General features: G+C 55.2%; 16 protein-coding genes. 12 read left to right on the top strand and 4 right to left on the bottom strand.

What is annotated here, in order from left to right; genetic code table 11:
- The first annotated feature begins 2 nt into the window (after positions 1–2).
- The 6 genes from ABLV11_RS07660 to tatD all read left to right on the top strand — a co-directional run bounded on the left by ABLV11_RS07660 (position 3) and on the right by tatD (position 4718).
- Positions 3–608, top strand: coding sequence for an SCP2 domain-containing protein (locus ABLV11_RS07660; RefSeq protein WP_016808229.1), 606 nt, complete (start codon positions 3–5; stop codon positions 606–608).
- Entirely contained in the window at positions 605–2245 is a 1641-nt protein-coding gene (gene ubiB / locus ABLV11_RS07655) for a ubiquinone biosynthesis regulatory protein kinase UbiB (protein ID WP_004107780.1), read from the top strand. The genes ABLV11_RS07660 and ubiB overlap by 4 nt, the downstream gene beginning before the upstream one ends.
- Positions 2246–2322: 77 nt before the next feature.
- On the top strand, positions 2323–2574 hold the full coding sequence (tatA, locus tag ABLV11_RS07650) for a Sec-independent protein translocase subunit TatA (protein ID WP_004107782.1): 252 nt from the start codon (positions 2323–2325) through the stop codon (positions 2572–2574).
- A 3-nt stretch (positions 2575–2577) separates the two neighbouring features.
- The gene (gene tatB, locus ABLV11_RS07645; RefSeq protein WP_004107785.1) at positions 2578–3117 is read left to right on the top strand and encodes a Sec-independent protein translocase protein TatB; all 540 of its coding nucleotides are present in this window, start codon (positions 2578–2580) and stop codon (positions 3115–3117) included.
- Positions 3118–3119: 2 nt separating this feature from the next.
- The gene (tatC, locus tag ABLV11_RS07640; protein WP_004107787.1) at positions 3120–3893 is read left to right on the top strand and encodes a Sec-independent protein translocase subunit TatC; all 774 of its coding nucleotides are present in this window, start codon (positions 3120–3122) and stop codon (positions 3891–3893) included.
- 30 nt (positions 3894–3923) lie between these two features.
- On the top strand, positions 3924–4718 hold the full coding sequence (gene tatD, locus ABLV11_RS07635; protein WP_162556106.1) for a 3'-5' ssDNA/RNA exonuclease TatD: 795 nt from the start codon (positions 3924–3926) through the stop codon (positions 4716–4718).
- Between the two features lie 6 nt (positions 4719–4724).
- Here tatD and rfaH read toward each other — a convergent pair whose 3' ends face one another.
- Positions 4725–5213: a transcription/translation regulatory transformer protein RfaH gene (gene rfaH, locus ABLV11_RS07630; RefSeq protein WP_004097595.1), complete on the bottom strand. Its 489-nt coding sequence runs from the start codon at positions 5211–5213 to the stop codon at positions 4725–4727.
- Between the two features lie 176 nt (positions 5214–5389).
- Here rfaH and ubiD point away from each other — a divergent pair, with 176 nt between their 5' ends.
- The gene (gene ubiD, locus ABLV11_RS07625) at positions 5390–6859 is read left to right on the top strand and encodes a 4-hydroxy-3-polyprenylbenzoate decarboxylase (protein WP_004107790.1); all 1470 of its coding nucleotides are present in this window, start codon (positions 5390–5392) and stop codon (positions 6857–6859) included.
- 54 nt (positions 6860–6913) lie between these two features.
- Complete coding sequence (gene fre, locus ABLV11_RS07620) at positions 6914–7615, top strand: NAD(P)H-flavin reductase (protein ID WP_004107791.1); 702 nt, start codon at positions 6914–6916, stop codon at positions 7613–7615.
- Between the two features lie 42 nt (positions 7616–7657).
- Here the strand turns inward: fre and ABLV11_RS07615 are convergent, their stop codons facing one another.
- The 3 genes from ABLV11_RS07615 to fadB form a co-directional block, all read right to left on the bottom strand.
- The gene (locus tag ABLV11_RS07615) at positions 7658–7969 is read right to left on the bottom strand and encodes a hypothetical protein (RefSeq protein ID WP_017145174.1); all 312 of its coding nucleotides are present in this window, start codon (positions 7967–7969) and stop codon (positions 7658–7660) included.
- 242 nt (positions 7970–8211) lie between these two features.
- Complete coding sequence (fadA, locus tag ABLV11_RS07610; RefSeq protein WP_017145173.1) at positions 8212–9375, bottom strand: acetyl-CoA C-acyltransferase FadA; 1164 nt, start codon at positions 9373–9375, stop codon at positions 8212–8214.
- Positions 9376–9384: 9 nt separating this feature from the next.
- Entirely contained in the window at positions 9385–11574 is a 2190-nt protein-coding gene (gene fadB, locus ABLV11_RS07605) for a fatty acid oxidation complex subunit alpha FadB (protein ID WP_126489613.1), read from the bottom strand.
- Positions 11575–11765: 191 nt separating this feature from the next.
- Between fadB and pepQ the strand changes: the two genes are divergently transcribed.
- From pepQ to hemG, 4 genes are read left to right on the top strand one after another with little or no spacing between them, the layout of a single operon-like run.
- Positions 11766–13097 carry a Xaa-Pro dipeptidase gene (pepQ, locus tag ABLV11_RS07600; RefSeq protein WP_049095275.1) on the top strand — a complete coding sequence of 444 codons (1332 nt, stop codon included), beginning with the start codon at positions 11766–11768 and terminating at the stop codon, positions 13095–13097.
- A complete protein-coding gene (locus tag ABLV11_RS07595; protein ID WP_004107800.1) occupies positions 13097–13711 on the top strand; it encodes an IMPACT family protein in 615 nt (204 codons plus the stop codon). The genes pepQ and ABLV11_RS07595 overlap by 1 nt, the downstream gene beginning before the upstream one ends.
- Before the next feature lie 41 nt (positions 13712–13752).
- Positions 13753–15204, top strand: coding sequence for a Trk system potassium transporter TrkH (gene trkH / locus ABLV11_RS07590; RefSeq protein WP_004107802.1), 1452 nt, complete (start codon positions 13753–13755; stop codon positions 15202–15204).
- 11 nt (positions 15205–15215) lie between these two features.
- Positions 15216–15749, top strand: a complete 534-nt coding sequence (gene hemG, locus ABLV11_RS07585; RefSeq protein ID WP_023329109.1) for a menaquinone-dependent protoporphyrinogen IX dehydrogenase — start codon at positions 15216–15218, stop codon at positions 15747–15749.
- Positions 15750–15899 lie beyond the last annotated feature (150 nt).

Below are 15899 nucleotides of genomic sequence, written 5' to 3'. Positions count from 1 at the left end.
CTATGCCTTTCAAACCACTGGTTACCGCCGGTCTTGAGACGGTTCTGAATACCTTCCTCTGGCGCGATCGGGCGTTGAAACCTGCCCGTCAGCGTCTGCTGGGGAAAGTGCTGCGTGTCGAACTGCAGGAGCTCTCCGAACCCGTGGTGCTGGTTTTTAGCGAGCGCCAGGTCGATGTGCTGGGGGCGTGGGAAGGCGAGGCAGACTGCACCGTGCGTACTCGCCTGAGCGTGCTTCCGCAGCTACGTAATCGCCAGCAGCTTACCGCGCTGATTCGCAGCGGCGATCTTGAAGTGCAGGGCGATCTGCAGGTGGTACAAAATACCGTTACGCTGTGCGATCTCGCGGAGTTCGATCCGGCTGAACTGCTCGCCCCGTATACCGGGGATGTGGTTGCGGAAGGCTTTAGTAAAGTATTCCGCGGCGGTGCTCGTTTTCTTCTGCGTGGTGCTCAGCGCCAGCAGCGCTATGTTGCGGAAGCGATTACCGAAGAGTGGCGCCTGGCGCCGGGTCCGCTGGAGCTGGCCTGGTTTGCTGAAGAAACCGCAGCCGTTGAGCGAGCGCTGGCCGCGCTGGAAAAACGGCTGGAAACGCTGGAGGGCAAATGACGCCAGGAGAATTACGGCGCCTGTATTTCATCGTCCACACCTTTTTGAGCTACGGGCTTGATGAGCTCATTCCTAAAATGCGTATCACGCTGCCGCTGCGAATCTGGCGGCGGATGCTGTTCTGGATGCCAAACCGCCATAAAGAACGTCCTCTTGGCGAGCGCCTGCGCCTTGCGCTGCAGGAGCTGGGTCCGGTGTGGATCAAGTTTGGCCAGATGCTCTCGACCCGTCGCGACCTGTTCCCTCCCCACATTGCCGATCAGCTGGCCATGCTGCAGGATCGCGTTGCGCCTTTTGATGGTCTGCAGGCCAAAAAGCAAATTGAGCAAGCCATGGGCGGCTTGCCGGTAGAAGCCTGGTTTGATGATTTCTCTGTTGAACCGCTTGCTTCCGCTTCTATTGCTCAGGTGCATACCGCGCGCTTGAAAGAGAACGGCAAAGAAGTGGTCATTAAAGTGATCCGCCCGGATATCGTGCCGGTTATCAAAGCGGATATGAAGCTCATCTACCGCCTTGCCCGCTGGGTGCCTCGTCTGTTACCGGACGGTCGTCGCCTGCGCCCGCAGGAAGTGGTGCGTGAATACGAAAAAACGCTGCTGGATGAGCTCAACCTGCTGCGTGAATCGGCTAACGCTATTCAGCTGCGGCGCAACTTTGAAGATAGCCCGATGCTTTATGTCCCGGAAGTTTACTCGGACTACTGCAGTGAAGGCATGATGGTGATGGAGCGGATTTACGGGATCCCGGTTTCCGACGTCGCCGCGCTGGAAGCGCAGGGGACCAACATGCAGCTGCTGGCTGAGCGCGGCGTGCAGGTCTTCTTTACTCAGGTTTTCCGCGACAGCTTCTTCCATGCCGACATGCATCCGGGCAACATTTTCGTCAGTCGTAACCACCCGGAAGACCCGCAGTATATTGGTATAGACTGCGGTATCGTCGGCTCGCTGAACAAAGAAGATAAACGCTATCTGGCGGAAAACTTTATTGCCTTCTTCAATCGCGACTACCGTAAGGTTGCGGAACTGCACGTTGATTCCGGCTGGGTTCCGGCAGATACCAACGTCGAAGAGTTCGAATTTGCCATTCGTACCGTCTGCGAGCCTATTTTTGAAAAACCGCTGGCGGAAATCTCGTTTGGCCATGTGTTGTTGAACCTGTTTAACACGGCGCGACGTTTCAATATGGAAGTGCAGCCGCAGCTGGTTCTGCTGCAGAAGACATTACTTTACGTAGAAGGAGTAGGTCGCCAGCTCTATCCTCAGTTAGACTTGTGGAAAACGGCGAAACCGTTCCTTGAGTCGTGGATTAAAGATCAGGTGGGCATTCCGGCTCTGGTGCGGGCTTTTAAAGAGAAGGCGCCGTTCTGGATTGAGAGAATGCCGGAAATACCTGAGCTGGTGTATCAGAGCCTGCAGCAAAGCAAGCAGTTACAGAATAGCGTCGATACCATCGTGCGCGACATCCAGGTGCGGCACGTGCGCCAGGGGCAGTCCCGTTATCTGTTTGGTATAGGCGCGGTTTTATTACTGAGTGGTACGCTGCTGTTCATCCACCGCCCTGAGTGGGGCATGATGCCCGGCTGGCTGATGGCCGCTGGCGTCGTAACCTGGCTTATCGGCTGGCGTAAGACGAACTGACGGCAGTCGCCTTTATCACTGCGCATAACGTGTATAATGCGTCCTATTAATTCATCATCTGTCATAGGGGAATGTGTATGGGTGGTATCAGTATTTGGCAGTTACTCATTGTTGTCGTCATTGTGGTTCTGCTTTTTGGGACAAAAAAGCTGAGCTCGCTCGGTTCCGATTTGGGGGCGTCGATCAAAGGTTTTAAAAAGGCCATGAGCGACGACGATAAACCGGAAAAATCCGCGCCGGATGCAGATTTCGCGGCAAAAACCCTTGCTGATAAGCCGGATGACGCAAAAAAAGACGAGACTAAACGCCACGACAAAGAGCAGGTGTAATTCGTGTTCGATATCGGTTTTAGTGAACTTCTGCTGGTATTCGTGATTGGCCTCATCGTTTTGGGGCCACAACGACTACCGGTAGCGGTAAAAACGGTAGTCAGCTGGATCCGTACGCTGCGGTCGCTGGCGGCTACCGTACAAAATGAAATAACCCAGGAATTAAAACTGCAGGAGTTTCAGGAAAGCCTTAAGAAGGTGGAAAAGGCCAGTCTGGATAACCTGACGCCTGAGCTAAAAGCATCTATGGATGAGCTGCGAGAAGCGGCTGAATCTATGAAGCGATCCTATTCCGCCCACGATCCTGAAAAAGCCAGCGACGAAGCCAACACGATTCATAACCCGGTCGTAAAAGGGAGTGAAGAGCAGCGCAAGGACGTGACGCCAGCAACGGCTGAACATCAGGCCAGCGCGCCTGAGCACGTACCTGAACCCGTGTCTGAAGAGCTCCCCGTTTCGCAGAGTGAAATCCCGGCAGAGAAAGTAAAAGTTGCCGTGGCGGCTTCCGATTCCTCCTCCCCCGTATCGAGTGATAAACAGTAAAAATGGGCGTAGACGATACTCAACCGCTAATTACGCATCTGATTGAGCTGCGCAAGCGCTTAATCAACAGCATTCTTGCGATTCTGGTCATTTTCCTGGCGTTGGTTTATTTCGCCAATGACATCTATCAGCTGGTTTCTGCGCCGCTTATTCGGCAGATGCCGGTTGGCGCGACCATGATCGCAACGGATGTGGCCTCGCCTTTCTTCACGCCGATCAAGCTGACCTTCATGGTATCGATAATTTTGTCGGTGCCGGTCATTTTGTATCAGGTTTGGGCCTTTGTGGCGCCAGCGCTGTATAAGCACGAACGTCGATTGGTTATGCCGCTGCTGGTCTCCAGTACGTTGCTGTTCTATATCGGCATGGCTTTTGCCTACTTTGTTGTTTTCCCGCTGGCGTTTGGTTTTCTGACCCATGCGGCGCCGGAAGGCGTACAGGTCTCGACCGATATTCGCAGTTACCTCGACTTTGTGATGGCGCTGTTTATCGCCTTTGGCGTCTCATTTGAGGTTCCCGTGGCCATCGTCCTGCTGTGCTGGATGGGCGTCACCACGCCGGAAGACCTGCGTAAGAAACGCCCCTATGTTCTGGTTGGCGCATTTGTCGTTGGGATGCTGCTGACGCCGCCGGATGTGTTCTCGCAAACGCTGCTGGCGATTCCGATGTACTGCCTGTTTGAAGTCGGGGTCTTCTTCGCGCGGTTCTATACCGGTAAGCGCCTGACGCGTGACGAGGATGCCGCAGCCGAAGAGGCGCAGGGCAAAGAAGAATAAAGCGCAACCGCCCGTCAGGGCGGTTGCCGTATGGGGGTGATGATGTTTGATATCGGCGTGAATCTGACCAGCTCGCAGTTTTCCCGCGATCGGGACGAGGTTATTGCCCGAGCCCGGGCGGCGGGAGTCACAGGAATGCTGTTGACGGGGACCAACCTTCATGAAAGCGCGCAGGCGCAGCAGCTGGCGCATGGTTATTCCGGATGCTGGTCAACGGCCGGTGTTCATCCCCACGACAGCCGCAGCTGGACGGAATCGGCCGCGGCAGCGGTCTACGAGCTGGCCCGCGAGTCAGAGGTCGTTGCGATTGGCGAATGCGGGCTGGATTTCAACCGCAACTTTTCAACGCCTCAGGAGCAAGAGGCGGCGTTTAGCGCCCAGCTGGCGCTGGCTGCGGAACTGTCGATGCCGGTATTTTTGCACTGCCGCGATGCGCACGACCGTTTCCTGGCCCTGCTAACCCCGTGGCTTGATAAGCTTCCGGGGGCCGTGGTGCATTGCTTTACCGGTAGCCGCGAAGAGATGCGCGAATGCGTGGAGCTGGGATTATTTATTGGCATTACCGGCTGGGTATGCGATGAGCGTCGGGGGCTGGAGCTGCGGACTCTCCTGGCCGATATCCCGGCCGATCGCCTGCTGATTGAGACCGATGCGCCGTATCTGCTGCCGCGGGATATGCAGCCAAAACCCGCTTCCCGCCGCAACGAGCCTGCATATCTGCCGCATATTCTGTCTCGTATCGCGGAGTGGCGCGGAGAAGAAGCGCCGTGGCTGGAAGAGATTACCGATGCTAACGTCAGAAGGCTCTTTGGCGTGCGTTTTTAGGCGCCGTCAGATTTTATAAAAGTCAGTATTTTTGACGCTTTGTAATACCTGCTTGTTAAGCAGATTCAGCAGCAGCATAGAGCGGGCTTCGCCGTCCGGTTCGGTAAAGATAGCCTGGAGACCCTCAAAGGCGCCATCGGTGATCAGCACGCTGTCGCCTTCATGCGGCGTTTCCGGGTCGGTAATACCTTCCGGTTTGTAGATGGAGAGCTGATGAATAACCGCAGACGGCACGATCGCGGGCAGCGCGCCGAAACGCACAAAGCTGTTCACGCCGCGCGTTGCGCTGATGGTGGTGGTATGAATCACTTCCGGGTCAAACTCGATAAACAGATAGTTTGGGAACAGGGGTTCGCTGACCGTCGTGCGTTTACCGCGGACGATTTTTTCCAGTTCGATCGTTGGCATCAGGCAATTGACGGCCTGCCGCTCGAGATGTTCCTGGGCGCGCTCAAGCTGCCCACGTTTGCAATAAAGTAAATACCAGGCTTGCATAATGACTCTTTCCACTCTACTAGCAGCAAGCATAACAAAAGGCCGGGGCGATCGCGAAATCATTGCAGTTGAAAGCTAAATTTCAGCGTTCTTTCACGCTAATTTAACAAAAATACAGCATAGCTCCGGCGAACGCCGTATAATCAGCCGCCTGTATAGAGGTCAATAACAACTCCATGAAATACCACGATCTACGCGAATTTCTGACATTACTGGAGCAGCAGGGGGAATTGAAACGGATTTCCCTGCCGGTCGATCCTCATCTGGAAATTACCGAAATTGCCGATCGCACCTTGCGTGCTGGCGGTCCGGCCCTGCTATTTGAAAATCCTAAAGGCTACGCGATGCCGGTGCTGTGTAATCTTTTCGGCACGCCGCGGCGAGTTGCGCTGGGGATGGGGCAGGAGGATGTCAGTTCTCTGCGCGAAGTGGGTAAGCTCCTGGCATTCCTGAAAGAGCCGGAACCACCAAAAGGTTTCCGCGATCTGTTTGATAAGCTGCCGCAGTTCAAGCAGGTGCTGAATATGCCGACTAAGCGTCTGCGCGGGGCGCCATGCCAGCAAAAAATTATTCAGGGCGATGATGTCGATCTGGGCCGCATCCCGATCATGACCTGCTGGCCGGAAGATGCCGCACCGCTGATCACCTGGGGCCTGACGGTGACGCGCGGCCCGCATAAAGAGCGGCAAAATCTGGGCATTTATCGCCAGCAGCTGATTGGCAAGAACAAGCTGATTATGCGCTGGCTATCGCACCGCGGCGGCGCGCTGGATTTCCAGGAGTGGTGCGCAGCGCGTCCTGGCGAGCGTTTCCCGGTCTCCGTTGCGCTGGGTGCCGATCCGGCAACCATTCTCGGGGCGGTGACTCCGGTTCCCGACACCCTCTCCGAGTATGCATTTGCCGGGCTGCTGCGCGGTACGAAAACCGAAGTCGTGAAGTGCATCTCTAACGATCTGGAGGTGCCCGCCAGCGCAGAGATTGTGCTGGAAGGGTATATTGAAGTCGGTGAAATGGCGCCGGAAGGGCCGTATGGCGATCATACGGGCTACTACAATGAAGTGGATAATTTCCCGGTCTTTACCGTTACCCATATTACTCAGCGTGAAGACGCTATCTACCATTCGACCTACACCGGACGTCCGCCGGACGAACCCGCGGTACTGGGCGTTGCGCTGAACGAAGTCTTCGTCCCTATTCTGCAAAAGCAGTTTCCTGAGATTGTGGATTTCTATTTACCACCTGAAGGCTGCTCCTATCGCCTGGCGGTGGTCACGATGAAGAAGCAGTACGCCGGTCACGCGAAACGCGTCATGATGGGAGTCTGGTCCTTCCTCCGTCAGTTCATGTATACCAAGTTTGTTATCGTCTGCGATGATGATGTCAACGCGCGTGACTGGAATGATGTGATTTGGGCGATTACTACCCGTATGGACCCGGCGCGTGATACGGTAATGGTAGAAAATACGCCAATTGATTATCTGGATTTTGCCTCACCGGTTTCCGGTTTGGGTTCAAAAATGGGGCTGGATGCCACAAATAAATGGCCCGGTGAGACCCAGCGCGAGTGGGGTCGTCCGATTAAGAAAGATCCTGAGGTGACGGCGCGCGTTGACGCCATCTGGGATGAACTGGCCATCTTCAAATAACAGTAAGCGGGGCTACGCCGCTGTTTTGCACAATAGACCCGACAGAGGGGACGCATGACAACCTTAAGCTGTAAAGTGACCTCGGTGGAGGCGATTACCGATACTGTGTATCGCGTTCGATTAGTGCCGGAAGCGGCGTTTTCTTTCCGGGCTGGTCAGTATCTGATGGTCGTGATGGACGAACGCGATAAGCGCCCATTCTCCATGGCTTCTACGCCGTCGGAACAGGAGTTTATCGAACTGCATATCGGTGCATCTGAACTTAATCTGTATGCGATGGCAGTGATGGATCGGATCCTGAAAGAGCGTGAAATCGAGGTCGATCTGCCGCATGGCGAAGCCTGGCTGCGCGATGATGAAGAACGCCCGCTGATTTTAATCGCTGGGGGAACGGGCTTCTCTTACGTGCGTTCGATTTTGCTTACCGCGCTGGCGCGCAATCCGAACCGCGATATCGCTATCTATTGGGGCGGACGCGAAGCGAAGCATCTCTATGATCTGGCGGAACTGGAAGCATTAAGCGTGCAGCATCCGGGCTTACGCATCGAGCCCGTGGTTGAGCAGCCTGACGCTGAGTGGCGTGGCCGTACCGGAACCGTACTCACCGCGGTCCTGCAGGATTACGGTACGCTGGGCGATCATGATATCTATATTGCAGGTCGCTTCGAGATGGCTAAAATTGCCCGCGATCTGTTCTGCAACGAGCGCGGCGCCCGCGAAGAGCGTCTGTTTGGCGACGCGTTTGCCTTTATCTGATTGCCGCTGTGAAGGCATCCGGGCGTTGGTCCGGATGCTGTTCTAGCGCGCATCGCTAAAGTAAACGTACAGCGGTCGATCGTTTTCCAGCAAACAGAGCATTTTCCCTACGGGGTTCCCTTCTTTTTCCAGCGTGGCGGCTAACTGCGTCGCGATATGTTGGCTGCCTATCTTCTCATCATAGCGTTCGGTATTAATATTGGTGATGGTCAGGTCCTTGAGCCGCTCGCTTTCCGGATTCTGCGCCATTTTATTGATTCCCCATAAGAGGCATGCCTGAGCGTTATCCTGTTCGCTGGCAAGAGCAGCGCCAGAGAATGCGGTGAGCAGAAGTATGAAAGGGAGTGTTTTCATAAGTCGTTATTATCCTTAGTCAACGTGACGTATCCGGTGATAATAGCTGAATAGCGGAAATAAAAAACCCGCCCCTGACAGGCGGGAAGAACGGCAACTAAACCTTCTCCCCGTTATCATTCACGCTGCCTTTTTGTTGGCTGCGCTCGCTCGCCCCGGTCACAGAGTTATCTATGCTCCCGGGGATTTGCTCGGTTGCCGCCGCGATGCCGCGCGAATGATTCAGGGAATTAACTCTTTGCTTAAACCCGCTCGAATACCGTCGCGATCCCCTGACCTAAACCAATACACATCGTCGCCAGGCCGAACTGCGCGTCTTTGCGCTCCATCTGGTTGATGAGCGTGGTGCTGATGCGTGCGCCTGAACAGCCGAGCGGATGGCCCAGGGCGATCGCGCCACCGTTGAGATTGATCTTCTCGTCGATCTGTTCCATCAGTCCCAGATCTTTAATGCACGGCAGGATCTGCGCGGCAAAAGCTTCGTTCATCTCGAACACATCGATATCGCTGGTGGTGAGCCCGGCTTTTTTCAGCGCCAGTTTTGACGCGGGAACCGGGCCGTAGCCCATTATTGACGGGTCGCAGCCGACGACGGCCATCGAACGCACGCGAGCGCGAGGCTTCAGGCCCAGCTCGCGGGCGCGACTTTCGCTCATTAACAGCATGGCTGCGGCACCATCGGAGAGGGCAGAAGAGGTACCCGCCGTTACGGTACCGGTGACGGGATCGAACGCGGGCCTCAGCGCAGCCAGCGCTTCTACCGTCGTCTCCGGGCGAATCACTTCATCATAGCTGTATGACTTCAGTACGCCGTCGGCGTCGTGACCGCCGGTCGGAACAATCTCCGTTTTGAATGCGCCAGATTGCGTCGCGGCCCAGGCGCGGGCATGGGAGCGGGCTGCAAACTGATCCTGCATTTCCCGGCTGATGCCGTGCAGGCGCGCCAGCATTTCTGCGGTCAGCCCCATCATCCCGGCGGCTTTAGCGACGTTCCGGCTCAGGCCCGGGTGAAAATCCACACCGTGGCTCATCGGGACGTGGCCCATATGTTCTACACCGCCAATCAGGCATACGCTGGCATCGCCGGTCATGATCATGCGGGCCGCGTCGTGAAGCGCCTGCATGGAAGAACCGCACAGTCGATTGACCGTGTTGGCGGGCACGGAATGCGGGATTTCTGCCAGCAGCGCCGCGTTGCGGGCAATATTGAAACCCTGTTCAAGGGTTTGCTGAACGCAGCCCCAGTAAATATCATCAATGGCGCTTGCTTCAAGGGATGGATTACGTGAAAGCAGGCTACGCATCAGGTGCGCGGAGAGATCTTCCGCGCGCACATGACGAAAGGCGCCGCCCTTCGAACGGCCCATCGGGGTACGAACTGCATCGACAATGACAACCTGTTCCATTGTGACTCCTTAAGCCGTTTTCAGCTCGCCTGGCGCACGGGCAGGCTCAACCGGGGGATAGTACGGTTCGTTATGACGCGCTTTGCTGCGCAATCCTTCCGGCACGTCATACAGCGGACCGAGGTGCTGATACTGCTGCGCCATATCGAGATATTTTGCGCTACCGAGGGTATCCAGCCAGCGGAACGCGCCGCCGTGGAACGGAGGGAAGCCGAGACCATAGACCAGCGCCATATCGGCTTCCGCCGGGCTGGCGATAATGCCCTCTTCAAGACAACGCACCACTTCGTTGACCATCGGGATCATCATGCGGGCGATAATCTCTTCATCGCTGAAATCACGCTTCGGCTGGCTGACTTCCGCCAGCAGGCTATCGACTGCGGCATCCTCTTCCTTCTTCGGCTTACCTTTGCTGTCTTCTTTGTAGCGCCAGAAGCCGAGGCCATTTTTCTGGCCGAAACGGTTAGCGTCGAACAGCGCATCGATCGCATCGCGATAATCTTTCTGCATCCGCTGCGGGAAGCCCGCCGCCATGACTGCCTGCGCGTGATGCGCGGTATCAATGCCAACGACGTCCAGCAGATAGGCCGGGCCCATCGGCCAGCCAAACTGCTTTTCCATCACTTTGTCGACTTTGCGGAAGTCTGCGCCGTCGCGCAGCAGCTGGCTGAAACCGGCGAAGTAGGGGAACAGCACGCGGTTAACAAAGAAACCGGGGCAGTCGTTGACCACAATTGGCGTTTTACCCATTTTGCTGGCCCAGGCGACCACTTTCGCAATGGTTTCGTCCGAGCTTTTTTCACCGCGAATAATCTCGACCAGCGGCATCCGGTGCACCGGATTAAAGAAGTGCATTCCGCAGAAGTTTTCCGGGCGCTTCAGTACGCTGGCCAACTCGCTGATGGGAATGGTGGAGGTATTCGATGCCAGCACGGTATCCGGACGGACTTTGTCTTCCGTTTCCGCCAGCACCGCTTTTTTCACTTTCGGATTCTCAACAACGGCTTCGACCACGACGTCCACGCGCTCAAAGCCGGCGTAATCCAGGGTTGGCTGAATAGTGGAAATAACGCCAGCCATTTTGAGACCATCGATTTTGCCGCGCTCAAGCTGTTTATTCAGCAATTTGGCCGCTTCGGTCATGCCGAGCGTCAGCGATTTGTCGTTGATATCTTTCATGACTACCGGCACGCCTTTCCATGCCGATTGGTATGCAATGCCGCCGCCCATAATCCCCGCGCCCAGTACGGCCGCGTGTTTTGGCGTGTCGATATCTTTAGTCAGCTTCTTCGCTTTCGCTTTAACGTATTGATCGTTAAGGAAGATACCTACCAGCGCCCGCGCCTCGTTGGTATGCGCCAGCGGGACAAAACTTTTGTTTTCCAGATTCAAGGCTTCTTCGCGGCCAAAGCGGGCGGCGGCTTCAATGGTTTTAACGGCAGTAATGGGCGCAGGGTAGTGTTTCCCGGCGGTTTGCGCCACCATGCCTTTGGCGATGGTAAAACTCATCGCGGCTTCAATTTTACTCAGGTGAAGAGGCTCCAGCTTCGGCTGGCGCTTCGCCTTCCAGTCCAGGTCACCTTTAATGGCCTGACGCAGAATTGCTATCGCGCCATCGAGCAGTTTTTCATGTTTAACCACGCCATCGACGAGGCCGATTTTTAAGGCCTGTTCGGCGCCAACGTCTTTACCTGCGGCAATGATTTCCAGCGCGCTGTCCGCGCCAAGCATCCGCGGCATCCGCACCGAGCCGCCAAAGCCCGGCATGATACCCAGTTTCGTTTCCGGCAGGCCAATGCGCAAATCCGGCGTCGCCAGGCGATAATCGGTCGCCAGCACGCATTCGCAGCCGCCGCCCAGCGCATAGCCGTTGACGGCGGAAATAGTGGGAACCGGTAAATCTTCCAGGCGATTAAATACGCTATTGGCGAAATGCAGCCACTGGCTTAACTGTTCTTGCGGAACCAGGAACAGGGAAAGAAATTCAGTGATATCCGCACCGACGATAAAGGCTGCTTTCTCAGAGCGCAGCAGTAGCCCTTGCAGATCTTTTTGTTTTTCGAGCACGTCCAGCGCTTCACCGAGGCTGGCTACGGTTGCGGTATCAAGCTTATTGACCGAGCCGGGGGCATCGAATACCAGTTCGGCAATGCCGTCTTCCCGCCAGTCGAGGTACAGGGTGTCGCCTTTGTAGAGCATGTCAGTCTCCTGAATCCAGCAATATGATCTGGTCGTACCAGATGCAACGGAGTGTGGAATTTATGTTAAGAAAATGCAAATAAGTCTTTAAATAAATGCTGGTCGGATCACACCCGCTAGAGATCACCCCGTCTGGAGCCAATGTGCTAAGATGCGAAGATTCACGATCCAATAAAATCAAAGGATAAAAGATGGAATCCCTGGCCGGTCTCTATAAAAATCATATCGTTACCTTACAAGAACGCACCCGCGATGTTCTGGCCCGCTTTAAGCTGGATGCCCTGTTGATTCACTCAGGTGAACTGGTCAACGTCTTTCTTGACGATCATCCGTATCCATTTAAGGTCAACCCACAGTTCAAAGCCTGGGTACCGGTTACGCAGGTTCCGAACTGCTGGCTGCTGGTGGACGGCGTCAACAAACCAAAGCTGTGGTTCTATCTGCCGGTTGATTACTGGCATAACGTAGAACCGTTGCCGACGTCATTCTGGACCGAAGAGGTGGAGGTGATCGCCCTGCCGAAAGCGGATGGTATCGGCAGCCAGCTGCCTGCCGCGCGTGGCAATATCGCTTATATCGGACCGGTACCGGAACGTGCGCTGGGGCTGGATATTGCGGCGGATAAAATCAACCCGAAAGGGGCGATCGATTATCTGCACTACTATCGCTCTTATAAAACTGACTATGAGCTGGCCTGTATGCGTGAAGCGCAGAAGTCGGCGGTTAACGGTCATCAGGCTGCTCATGAAGCTTTCCTCTCCGGGATGAGCGAGTTTGATATCAACCAGGCCTATCTGACCGCGACCGGCCATCGCGACACTGATGTGCCGTACAGCAATATTGTGGCGCTGAACGAGCATGCCTCCGTACTGCATTACACAAAGCTTGATCATCGTGCGCCTGCAGAGATGCGTAGCTTCCTGCTGGATGCGGGCGCGGAATACAACGGCTATGCAGCCGACCTGACCCGTACCTGGGCGGCGCATGGCGATAATGACTATGCTCAGTTGATTAAAGACGTTAATGATGAACAGCTGGCGCTGATTAGCACCATGAAGGCGGGCGTGAGCTACGTGGATTATCATGTCCAGTTTCATCAGCGCATCGCCAAACTGCTGCGTAAACATCAGATAGTCAAAGACATGAGCGAAGAAGCGATGGTGGAAAATGACCTGACCGGACCATTTATGCCGCACGGTATTGGCCACCCCTTAGGTCTGCAGGTTCATGACGTTGCCGGTTTTATGCAGGATGATACCGGTACCCACCAGGCCGCGCCGGCAAAATATCCTTACCTGCGCTGCACGCGCGTTTTGCAGCCGCGCATGGTGTTGACGATCGAGCCGGGTATCTACTTTATCGAATCGCTGCTGGCGCCGTGGCGCGAAGGACAGTTCAGCAAACACTTTAACTGGCAGAAAATTGACGCGCTGAAACCCTTTGGCGGTATCCGTATCGAAGACAACGTCGTGATCCACGAAAACAGCATCGAAAATATGACGCGCGATCTGAAACTGGCGTAATGGAAAGCTGGTTGATACCGGCCGAGCCGGTCACCGTCGTTGAAGAGATCAAAAAGAGCCGCTTTATTACGCTGTTGGCCCATACCGATGGCGTAGCGGCGGCAAAGGCGTTTGTCGAGTCAGTCAGGGCGGATCACCCGGATGCGCGTCATCACTGCGTGGCGTGGGTTGCAGGGCCGCCAAATGATTCTCAGCAGCTGGGTTTTTCCGACGATGGCGAACCGGCGGGAACGGCGGGGAAACCAATGCTGGCGCAGCTGATGGGCAGCGGCGTCGGCGAGATAACCGCTGTCGTCGTGCGCTACTACGGTGGTATTCTGCTGGGCACCGGCGGCCTGGTGAAAGCGTATGGCGGCGGTGTACATCAGGCGCTAGCGCAGCTCACAACACAGCGCAAGACGCCGCTCACCGCATATACTTTGCAGTGTGAATACGGGCAGTTGGCCGGGATTGAAACGCTGTTGGCTCAGTTCTCAGGAAAAATTGTCGAAAGCGAATATCAGGCGTCTGTTCAGCTGCGCGTGGCGCTTCCCCAGGCTGAAGTGGCGCTATTTTCAGCAAAGCTGGCTGATTTTAGTCGCGGTTCGTTGCAATTACTGAAGATTGACGAATAATCCCCACCTGATTTTTTTGCATATCAAAGGAAGCGCCAGAGATGCATTTTCGCGCGATAACCCGAATCGTTGGACTGTTGGTCATTTTGTTTTCGGGGACGATGATCCTTCCGGGATTAATAGCTCTGATATATCGCGATGGTGCGGGGCGAGCGTTTACCCAGACCTTTTTCGTTGCCCTGGCCATCGGTTCGCTGCTGTGGTGGCCTAATCGTCGTGAGAAGGGAGAACTGAAATCCCGGGAAGGATTTCTGATTGTGGTTCTCTTCTGGACCGTGCTGGGTAGCGTGGGGGCATTGCCGTTTATCTTTGCGGAGCAGCCGAACCTGACGGTGACGGATGCATTCTTTGAATCTTTCTCCGGTCTGACAACGACGGGGGCAACCACGCTGGTGGGGCTCGATTCGTTACCCCATGCTATTCTTTTCTACCGGCAGATGCTGCAGTGGTTTGGCGGGATGGGGATCATCGTTCTGGCGGTAGCGATACTGCCGATACTGGGCGTCGGGGGGATGCAGCTGTATCGGGCCGAAATGCCCGGACCGCTGAAAGATAACAAAATGCGGCCGCGGATTGCAGAGACGGCAAAAACGCTGTGGCTTATTTATGTCCTGCTGACAGTGGCCTGCGCGTTGGCGCTGTGGTTTGCCGGGATGCCGGCATTTGACGCCATCGGCCATAGCTTCTCTACTATTGCGATTGGCGGGTTCTCCACCCATGATGCCAGCGTGGGTTACTTTAATAGCCCAACAATTAACTCCATTATTGCGGTTTTCCTGCTGATTTCTGGCTGTAACTACGGCCTGCACTTTTCATTACTTAGCGGGCGCAGCCTGAAAGTGTACTGGCGAGACCCTGAATTCCGTATGTTTATCGGCGTGCAGTTTACGCTGGTGGTGGTATGCACCCTTGTACTGTGGCTGCATGACGTCTATAGCTCGGCGTTAATGACGGTCAACCAGGCGTTTTTCCAGGTGGTGTCGATGGCGACAACGGCGGGCTTCACGACCGACAGTATTGCGCGCTGGCCGCTATTTTTGCCGGTGCTCCTCCTCTGTTCGGCTTTCATCGGCGGCTGCGCCGGGTCCACCGGCGGTGGACTAAAGGTTATCCGTATCCTGCTGCTTTTTAAGCAAGGCAACCGCGAGCTTAAACGTCTGGTACACCCTAATGCGGTCTACAGTATTAAACTGGGAAACCGTGCACTGCCGGAGCGTATCCTCGAAGCCGTATGGGGATTCTTCTCCGCGTATGCGCTGGTGTTTATCATCAGTATGCTGGCGATAATTGCTACCGGCGTGGATGATTTCTCGGCCTTTGCTTCAGTCGTCGCCACGCTGAACAACCTTGGACCGGGACTGGGCGTAGTGGCGGATAACTTTGCCACGATGAACCCTGTCGCGAAATGGATCTTGATTGCTAATATGCTGTTTGGTCGTCTGGAAGTGTTCACCTTACTGGTGCTATTTACTCCGACTTTCTGGCGCGAATAACAGGAGTGCCTGTGAAAACTTTGATTCTCTTTTCCACCCGCGACGGACAGACGCGCGAGATCGCCTCGTTTTTGGCCTCTGAACTAAAAGAGCAGGGGATCGATTCGGACACGGTTGATCTCAACCGCACTAACGAGGTGGAGTGGCCTTTATACGATCGCGTTGTGATAGGCGCATCAATCCGCTACGGTCATTTTCATCCAGCGCTGGAACGGTTTGTAAAAACGCATCTTCAATCGCTACAGGCGCTGCCGGGGGCTTTTTTCTCGGTCAACCTCGTGGCGCGTAAGCCAGAAAAACGAACGCCGCAAACTAATAGCTACACGCGCAAGTTTCTGCTCAACTCGCCCTGGCAGCCCCAGCATTGCGCGGTGTTTGCCGGTGCACTCCGCTATCCACGCTATCGCTGGTACGATCGCTTTATGATTCGTCTTATTATGAAGATGACCGGCGGCGAGACCGATGTCAGTAAAGAAGTGGTCTATACCGACTGGCAGCAGGTAGGCAGATTTGCGCGGGAAATTGCGCAAATGACCAGCAAATAGCGCGTTAAATCACCCCGGTGATGGAAAGTTGAGCGAATGAAAAGTTTTTTGAAATTTCCCCTTGTCACTTCGTAATTACTCCCTATAATGCGCTCCCACTGACACGGAACAACGGCTTACAGCCCGCCGGGTCAGCGGGATTCAGCGATG

This window comes from Klebsiella sp. GW_Kp181, assembly GCF_040062315.1.
GTDB lineage: Bacteria > Pseudomonadota > Gammaproteobacteria > Enterobacterales > Enterobacteriaceae > Klebsiella > Klebsiella oxytoca.
Note: the sequence above shows the minus strand (reverse complement) of the source record. Positions and strands in the feature narration are given on the sequence as shown.

Coding starts and splice junctions, on each gene's coding strand:
- ABLV11_RS07660 (WP_016808229.1), top strand. CDS start 3: ATGCCTTTCAAACCACTGGTTACCGCCGGTCTTGAGACGGTTCTGAAT.
- ubiB (WP_004107780.1), top strand. CDS start 605: ATGACGCCAGGAGAATTACGGCGCCTGTATTTCATCGTCCACACCTTT.
- tatA (WP_004107782.1), top strand. CDS start 2,323: ATGGGTGGTATCAGTATTTGGCAGTTACTCATTGTTGTCGTCATTGTG.
- tatC (WP_004107787.1), top strand. CDS start 3,120: ATGGGCGTAGACGATACTCAACCGCTAATTACGCATCTGATTGAGCTG.
- tatD (WP_162556106.1), top strand. CDS start 3,924: ATGGGGGTGATGATGTTTGATATCGGCGTGAATCTGACCAGCTCGCAG.
- rfaH (WP_004097595.1), bottom strand. CDS start 5,213: ATGCAAGCCTGGTATTTACTTTATTGCAAACGTGGGCAGCTTGAGCGC.
- ubiD (WP_004107790.1), top strand. CDS start 5,390: ATGAAATACCACGATCTACGCGAATTTCTGACATTACTGGAGCAGCAG.
- fre (WP_004107791.1), top strand. CDS start 6,914: ATGACAACCTTAAGCTGTAAAGTGACCTCGGTGGAGGCGATTACCGAT.
- ABLV11_RS07615 (WP_017145174.1), bottom strand. CDS start 7,969: ATGAAAACACTCCCTTTCATACTTCTGCTCACCGCATTCTCTGGCGCT.
- fadA (WP_017145173.1), bottom strand. CDS start 9,375: ATGGAACAGGTTGTCATTGTCGATGCAGTTCGTACCCCGATGGGCCGT.
- fadB (WP_126489613.1), bottom strand. CDS start 11,574: ATGCTCTACAAAGGCGACACCCTGTACCTCGACTGGCGGGAAGACGGC.
- pepQ (WP_049095275.1), top strand. CDS start 11,766: ATGGAATCCCTGGCCGGTCTCTATAAAAATCATATCGTTACCTTACAA.
- ABLV11_RS07595 (WP_004107800.1), top strand. CDS start 13,097: ATGGAAAGCTGGTTGATACCGGCCGAGCCGGTCACCGTCGTTGAAGAG.
- trkH (WP_004107802.1), top strand. CDS start 13,753: ATGCATTTTCGCGCGATAACCCGAATCGTTGGACTGTTGGTCATTTTG.